The sequence below is a fragment of the Pseudomonas sp. AL10 genome (genome assembly GCF_029960685.1).
In the GTDB taxonomy this organism is placed as follows: domain Bacteria; phylum Pseudomonadota; class Gammaproteobacteria; order Pseudomonadales; family Pseudomonadaceae; genus Aquipseudomonas; species Aquipseudomonas lactis.
This window is the reverse complement of the sequence record NZ_JASBQZ010000055.1, coordinates 19877-27239: the sequence shown is the minus strand read 5'-3', so window position 1 is coordinate 27239 and position 7363 is coordinate 19877. Positions and strand designations below refer to the sequence as shown.

Sequence of the window (7363 nt, the reverse complement as noted above, 5' to 3'; positions counted from 1 at the left end):
CAAAAGCAGATCAAGATCAAGAGCGGCTCGCTTCGCATCGTGGTTACCGTCGGCTGTCAGGCCGCCATCGCAAGCTCCCACATTTGGATCGTGGGGCGTCAGATAGATAGGTGAACGCTGCCAGACCACCTTCGCAGGCGAGCCCACTTGAGCGGTTATTGCTGAGTGAGTTGCGTCCACAACGCCGGTGCACCCGCAGCCTTGGCAATCGCCTCCAGCCGCGCCGCATGTTCGGCCAGGTCCTGCTCGCTGGCGCGGATGATCGGCGTCGGCTTGCGATCAGCCGGCAAGCGGCGGATTTCCGAAGGTCGGTTGCCCGAGCCCTCCGCCGAACCGCTGCCATCGGACGCATTACCGGCCAGGGACAGGCTGGTCTGCCCGCCGGTCATGGTCAGGTAAACGTCGGCTAGGATCTCGGAGTCGAGCAAGGCGCCGTGGAGTTCACGGCCGGAGTTGTCGACACCATAACGCTTGCACAAGGCGTCGAGGCTGTTGCGTTGGCCCGGATGACGCTCGCGGGCCATCATCAGGGTATCGAGGATCGTGCAGTGCTGGGAGATGTCCGCACGGTCGGTCTGCCCCATCAGGGCAAATTCGTTATTGATGAAGCCGATGTCAAACGCCGCGTTATGAATGATCAACTGGGCGCCGTTGATGAACTCGAAGAACTCATCGGCCACTTCGGCAAAGCGCGGCTTGCCCTTGAGGAACTCATCGGTGATACCGTGGACGCCAATCGCGCCCTCGTCACTGTCGCGGTCCGGTTGCAGGTAGACGTGGAAGTGGCGGCCGGTCAGGCGGCGCCCCATCAGTTCGACACAGCCGATTTCGATGATCCGGTGACCATCGGTCACCGGCATGCCGGTGGTTTCGGTATCGAGTACAACAGATCGGATGGCCATCAGGGTTCAGCTCTCAACGGTTCGGTACAGTTCAAGGGGCGGGATGTTAGCACGCTCTATAAGTGTGCGGACGAGCAACTCGCCCGCGCAACCCTGACCCTGTAAGCCGCAACGATCACTGGGTCTTTTTGATCAGGCCAAAATCCCGCAGGGCCACGTAGGGGTCCCAATACTCGCGCACCGACTGGATTTGCCCATCCTTGGCCATTCGCAAAATAGCGATGAAGCGCTGCTGGTAGGGCTTGTTAGTGGCGCGAATCACCCCATCGCTGCTGTACTCAAACACGTAGGTGCCCTTTTGGGTGGTCTGAAGCAAGGTCCAGGTCTTGGGATCGCTATACCTCAAGTTGCCCAACTGCTTGCTGAAGTTGGTGAAGTAATCGGTCATTTCCTGGCGCCCTTTATTGGCACGCTTAAAGCCCACATTCGGAAAATCATCGACCGGCGCATAGGCCAGTGCGTAAACGCCATCCTTCTGATAATACTTGGCCATTTCGGCTGGATGCTCCGACCAGCCATTCAGGCTACGCCAATAGAAATTCGCGACGTCAGCCGCGGTATACCCAGGTGCCAGATAGTAGAGACCGCCTCGCTCCTTGATGACGGGGGTAGCTTGAGCGTTGGTCCCGACGGAAAAAACCGCAGCCGCGACCCATGCACTCAGTGCCCACCTACGAAGAATCCCCATGCTTATTACCTCACGCTTACGAATGGCTTGAAGTCGATTACGGGGTAACCGACCGTTGAAGCCAGACTAACGAGCAGCTTCGCAGGACGCTTTACCTTGCCTGCTGTTGTGTTGACACATATTGCGCAATGTACGACGCCTAGGGGCGGCGCAACTGGCTGGCGGCCTGCCCCACGATGCGCCGGAACGCACGGGAAAACTGGCTGGCGCCGGCAAACCCGGTGTCCAGGGCAATGTCCAACAGGCTGCGGTCAGTGGTGGTAATCAAGTGCTTGGCCCGATTGACGCGACACAGCAAAAGGTACTGGTACGGTGACATACCGAACGAACGCCGGAAGACCCGAGAGAAATGATAAGGGCTGAGGTTGACGATGTTCGACAAGTCAGCCAGGCGGACTTCGTTGGCCAGGGATGCCTCGATATAGTCGATCAAACGCTGGCGCTGCACAGGCCCGAACTCACCAGTATTCACCGGCACAACCTCCGGCAGTTGTTGCAGCGCACGCACTTCCTGCATCAACAGCATCACCAGGGTTTCCAGGTACAGGGCATCGGTTTTGCCGCTACGCACGACCTGATCCAAGCGCTCCAGCAATCCCCGCAAAAAAGCATCATGGCAACTGATCAGCGGCTTGAGATCCGTTTGTACACGATAGGTCGGGCAGACTGCCGCCAATTGATCCTCATCAATCGACACCAGGGCATAGCCGACCCTGGCACGCTCACCCGTCCACCCTTCGAATAAGGCACCGGCCGGAATAAAATCGACGAACTGGTCCAGAGCCCTCGGCCCAGCCATGCGCAAGCCGTCGATGCTGACCTCGCCATCGCTGACCGAACCCTGCCGATACAGCGCAAACTGATGCTGCGCACGGCGCATTTCAAAGCGATGTGGGCGATGCGCCACCTGCACGCACTCAATCGCACCCCAAGGCGGCAACGTACGACGGATCATCTGTGAAATGCGTGGCGGCGTGTACGTCAGCCCTTGCGGCTCGCTCTCTACTGCTTCGTCAAGAAATGCCTGGACATCGGCATGAGGTAAAGAGGACATCCCGCACTCCCGTTAGCATTCAACCCGGTATTAATTAAATAATGGTGCCTTTCGTTTACCCATCAGGCCTGCCCGGCAGTATGCCGGACACCGCTGCCAAAGGTGCCCCTCAATGATTGAAGCTCGATACACGCCAGCGCTGCTATTGGCCAGCCTCCTGCTCGGTGGCTGTTCCACTGCGCAAGCTCCCGACATCGCAGGCCCCCAGCTGCCGCTGATCGTAGCCCATCGAGGTGGCACGGCGGACTTTCCGGAGAACACGCTACTGGCGATTCAGAACGCCTTGCACCATAACGTCGACATGCTGTGGCTGACCGTGCAACTGAGCCGTGACGACGTGCCCGTGTTGTACCGACCCGCCGACTTGAGTGCCAATACCCAGGGTAGCGGCGCGGTCGCAGAGAAAACCTGGGCGCAGTTGCAACAACTCAACGCTGGCTGGCAGTTCAAGCAAGCTGCAGCGGATGGCCGCGTGACCTTTCCTTATCGCACCCAGGCCGTAGCGTTGCCCTCATTGCAGCAGGCATTGGCGGCGATTCCAGCCAACACCCCGATCATCCTCGACATGAAAGCACTGCCGGCTGCGCCCCAGGCCGCGGCTGTCGCCCGCGTATTGGAGCAGCACCACGCCTGGGACCGCGTGTGGATCTACTCCACCGACGTCAGCTACCAGCAAGCATTTGCCCAATATCCCAAGGCCCGCTTGTTCGAATCCCGCGACCAGACCCGTGAACGCCTGGCCAATGTCGCCCTGGCAAACAGTTGCAAACCGCCTCCGCAACCCGGCGGTTGGGTAGCATTCGAGTACCAGCGCACAGTGGATGTGGTGGAAACCTTCACCCTCGGCGAGGCCCGTTCAGCGGTGAATGCCAAGCTGTGGACGCCCCAGGCTGTCGACTGTTTCCGCGCCAACGGCGAGTCGAATATTCTGGCGATTGGGGTCAACAACGATGACGATTATCGCGCTGCTGCCTGCCTGAAGCTCGATGCGGTGCTGGTGGACTCGCCACGCAAGATGGCGGCAGTGAAGCAGCGGCTCGAACGGCCGCTGCGGTGTCGCTGATTCAGCTCTGCTTGTAGCCGCGCACTTCATCCACGCCACGGTTGGCCAATTGGTCGGCGCGCTCGTTGCCAGGGTGGCCAATGTGGCCGCGTACCCATTTCCAGGTGATGTCGTGACGGTTGCACTGCTCATCGAGCAATTGCCACAGGTCGGCGTTCTTGACCGGCTCCTTGGCCGCCGTCTTCCAGCCGCGTTTTTTCCAGTTGACCATCCACTCGTTGATGCCCTTCATCACATACTGCGAGTCGGTCACCAGGAGTACGTTGCAGCGCCGCTTGAGTTCTTCGAGGCCGCGAATGGCGCCCATCAGTTCCATGCGGTTATTGGTGGTATTGGCTTCGCCGCCCCACAGTTCCTTCTCCACGCCCTTGCACACCAGCAAAGCGCCCCAGCCGCCTGGGCCCGGGTTGCCTTTGCAGGCGCCATCGGTGAAGAGTTCTACGCTATCGGTCATCGGTTATTCGGCCTGAAATCAAAAAGAGGTTTTACGGTTCGCGTTGTTCGCGGTTGACCTTGGCCAACGGCATCGGCACGAGCTTGCCGATCGGCTCGCGGCGTACTTGTTGCACCGGTCGCAGCCCGACCACGATCTTGCGTGCAACCAATAAATAGAAGCCGCCACCCGACAGCTGCCAGGCCCCTGCGCGGCGTTCCCAACCGGCCAGGCGGCCCTGCCACTTGGCAGTCGCAAGCGGCGGACGATAGCACCCGAAGCGGCGTTTCTCCAGCGCAAAGCCCAGCAGGTTGAGCCAGTCACCCACCCGTGATGGCGCGATGCAACGCGCCTGACGCAACCCGTCATGGGCGAACACACGGCGCAGGCCCCAACTGCTCCAGGGGTTGATGCCGACAATCAGCAAATGGCCACCAGGGCGCACGCTGCTCGCCGCTTCGCGCAACAAACCGTGGGGTGACAGGCAGAAATCCAGGCCATGCTGCAACACCACCACATCGGCGGCGTGTTCGCTCAAGGGCCAGGCCTGTTCCTCGCAGACGATTTCCACCCCCGGCAACGGCGCGCCCAGGCGCACATTGCGTTGCACCTGCGGCGCCGAGGGCGGCGTGTCGGCTGACGGGCCGTAGTGCACCAGGTAGCCACCAAAGAACCGGCCCAGCTCGTCTTCGAGCATGCGCCGCTCTTCTTCCAGCAAAAACTGCCCAATCGGCCCGGACAACCATTCGCGGGCCGCGCTGATCAGGGCCAGCCACTCAGGATCGGCCTGGGCGAACGCTTTATCAGTCATTGCATTCTCCAACTCGCCTAGACGTTCTAAGATGCACCAATGTGTTCAGCTTGGCGAATCGAAGAATGATACAGATCAGTGCCCTACCCGCCTTCACCGACAACTACATCTGGTTGTTACAGGACCCCACCACCCAACGCTGCGCGGTGGTCGACCCCGGCGATGCCGCGCCCGTGCTGGCCTGGCTCAAGCAGAATGCGGCGTGGACCCTCAGCGACATCCTGGTCACCCACCATCACCATGATCATGTAGGCGGTGTCGAGCAACTGAAAACTGCCACCGGCGCCAAGGTCTACGGCCCGGCCAACGAAAAGATCCCGGCGCGGGATGTGGCCTTGCACGACAACGACCACATCAACGTGCTGGGCTGGGACTTCGACGTGTACGCCGTGCCAGGCCATACCCTCGGCCACATCGCCTTTTACCACCAAGGCGTGTTGCTGTGTGGCGATACCTTGTTTGCTGCCGGCTGCGGTCGCCTCTTCGAGGGAACGCCCGAACAGATGTACAGCTCCCTGGAACGCCTGGCCGCCCTGCCCGCCGATACGCAGGTGTACTGCACCCACGAGTACACACAAAGTAACCTCAAGTTTGCACAAGCCGTGGAACCGCACAACGCCGACATCGCCGAACGGGTGGAAAATGTCGCCCAACTCCGCGCCCGTGGCGAGATGACGCTGCCATCCAACCTGGCCCTGGAAAAACTTACTAACCCATTTTTGCGCACCGCTGAAACATCCGTTAAACAAAAAGCGGACGAACGGAACGGCCGCGACAACCGCTCTGGGGCCGAGGTGTTTGCTAGCTTGAGGGCTTGGAAAGATAAGTTCTAACCAGATGCAATCTGATACGTAATTTCTGAATGGTTGACCGGAACCAAAGCGCTTTCTAGAATCGCCCGACATTTTTGCCCGGAACTTACTTCCAGCCAATGTCGTCACCTATTCGTAAATCCATTTCTTCAGACGCATTGACCCGCCTGGCTCAAGCCGTGGCGGTGGCCGTTTCCGCAACTCTGGCGGGCTGCCAATCGACCCATTACGCTGCACAATCCACCGTGCAACCCAAACCGAATCTTGCTGCCAAGATCAAGCAAAAACCTATTTGGCTATCAGAGAAGCCCAGCCCCGAAGTGCCCCAGGATGTCTGGGAACGCATGCGTCGGGGCTTTCAATTGCAGGACGGTGTCGGCGTCAACCCGCGCATCGAGCAACAGCGCCTGTGGTTCGCCAGCAACCCCTCCTTTTTGGAGAATGCCGGCGAACGCGGCAGCCTCTACATTCATTACATCGTCGAACGCCTTGAAGAACGCAACATGCCCCTGGAGCTGGCGCTCCTGCCAGTGATTGAAAGTGCCTACAACCCAATGGCCTATTCGCGCAGCGATGCGGTCGGCTTGTGGCAGTTCATTCCCTCCACCGGGCGCTACTTCAACCTGCGCCAGACCCGCGCCTACGACGGCCGCCGCGACATCACCGCCTCCACCACCGCCGCCCTGGACTATCTGACGCGTCTGCATGACATGTTCAACGGCGACTGGCTGCTGGCCCTGGCGGCCTATAACGCCGGCGAAGGCACGGTCAGCCGGGCAATCGAGCGCAACGAGAAGCTCGGCCTGCCCACCGACTACTGGAACCTGCCCCTGCCTCAGGAAACCAAGGACTATGTGCCCAAGTTCCTGGCCTTGTCCCAGGTGGTACTGGCGCCCGAAGCCTACGGCGTCAACCTGAACCCGATTGCCAACACGCCGTACTTCGAAGTGGTTGAAGTCAAGCAAAGCATGGACCTGTCACGGGTTGCCGCGCTGGCCGAGATCGACGAAGACGAACTGTTCCAGCTCAACCCGGCGTTGAAACAACGCACCACCCTGGACGGCCCCCAGCATCTGCTGGTACCGACCTCCAAGGCCCAACTGCTGACCAGCACCCTTTCGACGATGAAGCCGGAAGAATTGCTGAGCATGCGCCCGAAAAAGCCGGTGTTCGACGAAGTCGAGACCAAGGCCGTTGCAGGGCGCACCCGCAGCTACAAGGTACGCAGTGGCGACAACCTCACGCTTATTGCCAAGGCCAACAAGGTCGATGTGCATGACCTGCAGCGCTGGAACAAGCTCAACGGCCAGGCTCTCAAGGTCGGCCAGACCCTGGTGATGCAGGACACGCGCAAAGTTGCGGCGAAAAAACCGGTGCAGTACAAGGTCAAGAAAGGTGACTCGCTGTACATGGTGGCCAAGCGCTTCAACGTCGAGATGCAACATCTCAAGCGTTGGAACCCGCGCACCGGCCAGGCACTGAAGCCAGGCCAGATGCTGGTGGTTTCCGGGCCAAGATAAATCAATGTAGGAGCTGGCTTGCCTGCGATGCAGACACCTCGGTGTATGTCCCAGGCACCGAGTCGATGCTATCGCAGGCA

Annotated in this window: 8 protein-coding genes; 3 read left to right on the top strand and 5 right to left on the bottom strand. The window is 60.0% G+C overall.

The window, feature by feature from the left end; all coding sequences use genetic code 11:
* Positions 1-155: 155 nt before the first annotated feature.
* The 3 genes from dnaQ to QK296_RS26845 form a co-directional block, all read right to left on the bottom strand.
* On the bottom strand, positions 156-896 hold the full coding sequence (dnaQ, locus tag QK296_RS26855) for a DNA polymerase III subunit epsilon (RefSeq protein WP_164692278.1): 741 nt from the start codon (positions 894-896) through the stop codon (positions 156-158).
* Between the two features lie 121 nt (positions 897-1017).
* Positions 1018-1590, bottom strand: a complete 573-nt coding sequence (locus QK296_RS26850; RefSeq protein WP_206666384.1) for a nuclear transport factor 2 family protein — start codon at positions 1588-1590, stop codon at positions 1018-1020.
* A 139-nt stretch (positions 1591-1729) separates the two neighbouring features.
* Positions 1730-2644, bottom strand: a complete 915-nt coding sequence (locus QK296_RS26845) for an AraC family transcriptional regulator (protein WP_057709842.1) — start codon at positions 2642-2644, stop codon at positions 1730-1732.
* Between the two features lie 112 nt (positions 2645-2756).
* Between QK296_RS26845 and QK296_RS26840 the strand changes: the two genes are divergently transcribed.
* Positions 2757-3707: a glycerophosphodiester phosphodiesterase family protein gene (locus QK296_RS26840; protein ID WP_057709841.1), complete on the top strand. Its 951-nt coding sequence runs from the start codon at positions 2757-2759 to the stop codon at positions 3705-3707.
* Between the two features lies 1 nt (position 3708).
* On the opposite strand, the gene rnhA is transcribed toward QK296_RS26840, so the two are convergent.
* Positions 3709-4161, bottom strand: a complete 453-nt coding sequence (gene rnhA, locus QK296_RS26835) for a ribonuclease HI (RefSeq protein ID WP_003173571.1) — start codon at positions 4159-4161, stop codon at positions 3709-3711.
* A gap of 31 nt (positions 4162-4192) precedes the next feature.
* A complete protein-coding gene (locus QK296_RS26830) occupies positions 4193-4951 on the bottom strand; it encodes a methyltransferase domain-containing protein (RefSeq protein WP_003190694.1) in 759 nt (252 codons plus the stop codon).
* Between the two features lie 65 nt (positions 4952-5016).
* Here QK296_RS26830 and gloB point away from each other — a divergent pair, with 65 nt between their 5' ends.
* Positions 5017-5784, top strand: coding sequence for a hydroxyacylglutathione hydrolase (gene gloB / locus QK296_RS26825; protein ID WP_003190693.1), 768 nt, complete (start codon positions 5017-5019; stop codon positions 5782-5784).
* Between the two features lie 98 nt (positions 5785-5882).
* Entirely contained in the window at positions 5883-7283 is a 1401-nt protein-coding gene (locus QK296_RS26820; RefSeq protein WP_169855283.1) for a lytic transglycosylase domain-containing protein, read from the top strand.
* Positions 7284-7363 lie beyond the last annotated feature (80 nt).

What these genes read in the sequence shown, in the direction of transcription:
- QK296_RS26840 (WP_057709841.1), top strand. Translation starts at nt 2,757, where the DNA reads ATGATTGAAGCTCGATACACGCCAGCGCTGCTATTGGCCAGCCTCCTG.
- rnhA (WP_003173571.1), bottom strand. Translation starts at nt 4,161, where the DNA reads ATGACCGATAGCGTAGAACTCTTCACCGATGGCGCCTGCAAAGGCAAC.
- QK296_RS26830 (WP_003190694.1), bottom strand. Translation starts at nt 4,951, where the DNA reads ATGACTGATAAAGCGTTCGCCCAGGCCGATCCTGAGTGGCTGGCCCTG.
- QK296_RS26845 (WP_057709842.1), bottom strand. Translation starts at nt 2,644, where the DNA reads ATGTCCTCTTTACCTCATGCCGATGTCCAGGCATTTCTTGACGAAGCA.
- gloB (WP_003190693.1), top strand. Translation starts at nt 5,017, where the DNA reads ATGATACAGATCAGTGCCCTACCCGCCTTCACCGACAACTACATCTGG.
- QK296_RS26820 (WP_169855283.1), top strand. Translation starts at nt 5,883, where the DNA reads ATGTCGTCACCTATTCGTAAATCCATTTCTTCAGACGCATTGACCCGC.
- QK296_RS26850 (WP_206666384.1), bottom strand. Translation starts at nt 1,590, where the DNA reads ATGGGGATTCTTCGTAGGTGGGCACTGAGTGCATGGGTCGCGGCTGCG.